1 protein-coding gene is annotated in these 2,153 nt (G+C 70.8%); it reads right to left on the bottom strand.

Annotation, left to right across the window (positions count from 1 at the left end; genetic code table 11):
- The coding region (locus tag E1285_RS44675) for a type I polyketide synthase (RefSeq protein WP_132160966.1) at positions 1-2,153 on the bottom strand (2,153 nt) is incomplete at both ends.

The following is a 2,153-nucleotide window of genomic DNA, read 5'->3' as shown; positions in this document are numbered from 1 at the left end:
GGCCGGTGACGGTGGAGTACATGGGGGTGGTTGTCGGCTGTGGGTTGATGCCGGTGGTGGCGGTGGTGATGTGGTCGGTGATGGTGTCGATGGCGGGGCTGTGTGAGGCGTAGTCGACGTCGATGCGGCGGGTTTTGATCTCCCGCCGCTCGCACTCGTCGAGCAGTGCGGTGATGGCGTGGTCGGGTCCGGCGACGATGGTGGTGGCGGGCCCGTTCACTGCGGCCACGGTGATGGTGTCGGGGAGCAGGTGGGTCAGGTCGCGGGGGGCGGCGTGGACGGCGGCCATGGTGCCGGTTCCGGCGAGTGTGGTGAGGGCTTGGCTGCGGAGGGCGATGAGTTGGGTGGCGTCGTGGAGGGTGAGGGCGCCGGCGGTGTAGGCGGCGGCGATCTCCCCTTGGGAGTGGCCGATGACCGCGTCGGGTTCCACCCCGAGGGAGCGCCACAGGTGCGCCAGCCCGGTCATCACGGCGAACAGCGCGGGCTGCACGACGTCGACCCGGTCCAGCGACGCTGCTGCTTCGCCGCTGGTGAGGATGTCGGTGAGGGACCAGTCCACATGCGGGGCCAGTGCCTGTTCGCAGGCGAGGATGTGGTCGCGGAAGACGGGGCTGGTGGTCATGAGTTCGGCGCCCATGCCGGGCCACTGTGATCCCTGGCCGGGGAACACGAACACCGTCTTGCCGCCCGCGTCGCCGGGAGACGCGTGGCCGGTGATCACGGCCGGGTGCGGCTCTCCGGCCGCCAGGGCTTGCACCCCCTCGCGCAGGCGGTCCTGGTCGCCGACGATGACGGCGCGGTGGTCCAGGACTGAGCGGGTGGTGGCCAGCGCCCATGCCACCTGTCCGGTGTCCAGGTCGGGGTGGGCGTCCAGGTGCTCGGCCAGCCGCCGCGCCTGCGCAGCCAGCCCCGCCTCGGTCTTGGCCGACAGCAACCACGGCAACACGTCCGGCCCTGACGTTTCCCTGGCCTGCGCCTTCACGTCCGTGTCGGGTTGGAGCGTCACGGGTGCGGGCGCGGTTTCGGGTTCGGTGCTGGCGGGGGCTTGTTCCAGGATGAGGTGGGCGTTGGTTCCGCTGATGCCGAAGGAGGAGACCGCGGCACGGCGAGCCTGCCCGGTTTCAGGCCACGAAACCTGCTCGGTAAGCAGTTCTACGGCCCCCGCCGACCAGTCGACATGCGGCGTCGGCTCATCGACGTGCAGCGTCCGCGGCAGGACGCCATGCCGCATCGCCTCGACCATCTTGATGATTCCGGCGACACCGGCGGCGGCCTGGGTGTGCCCGAGGTTGGACTTGATCGAGCCCAGCCGCAGGGGCCGGTCGGCGGGCCGCTGCCGGCCGTAGGTGGCGATGAGTGCTTGCGCTTCGATGGGGTCGCCCAGTGTGGTGCCGGTCCCGTGCGCCTCCACCACGTCCACCTCGGCGGCGGCCAGCCGCGCGCTGGCCAGCGCGTCCTCGATCACCAGTTGCTGGGACGGCCCGTTCGGCGCGGTCAGCCCGTTGCTCGCGCCGTCCTGGTTGACCGCCGATCCGCGCACGATGGCCAGAACCGGGTGGCCGTTGCGCCGCGCGTCCGACAGGCGTTCGACGAGAAGGAGCCCGACGCCTTCGGACCAGCCGGTGCCGTCGGCCGCCGCGGCGAACGGCTTGCAGCGTCCGTCGGGCGCCAGTCCGCGCTGCCGGGAGAACTCCACGAACACCCCGGGAGCGGACATGATGGCGACGCCGCCGGTGAGGGCGAGGTCGGTTTCGTGGTTGTGGAGGGATTGGCAGGCGAGGTGGAGTGCGACGAGGGAGGAGGAGCAGGCGGTGTCGATGGTGAGGGCGGGTCCTTGGAGGCCGAGGGTGTAGGCCAGGCGTCCGGAGGCGATGCTGGGGGCGCTGCCGTTTCCGAGGTGTCCTTCGTAGGGGGTGGGGATGGTGGTGAGGCGGGCGGCGTAGTCGGCGTACATGACGCCGGTGAAGATGCCGGTGCGGGTGCCGTGGAGGGTGGTGGGGTCGATGTGGGCGTTTTCGATGGTTTCCCAGGCGGTTTCGAGGAGGAGTCGTTGTTGGGGGTCGGTGGCTTGGGCTTCGCGGGGGCTCATGCCGAAGAAGTCGGCGTCGAAGTGGTCGGCGTCGTGGAGGAAGCCGCCGTGGCGGGTGTAGGTG

The sequence above is a fragment of the Actinomadura sp. 7K507 genome (genome assembly GCF_004348425.1).
In the GTDB taxonomy this organism is placed as follows: domain Bacteria; phylum Actinomycetota; class Actinomycetes; order Streptosporangiales; family Streptosporangiaceae; genus Spirillospora.
Note: the sequence above shows the minus strand (reverse complement) of the source record. Positions and strands in the feature narration are given on the sequence as shown.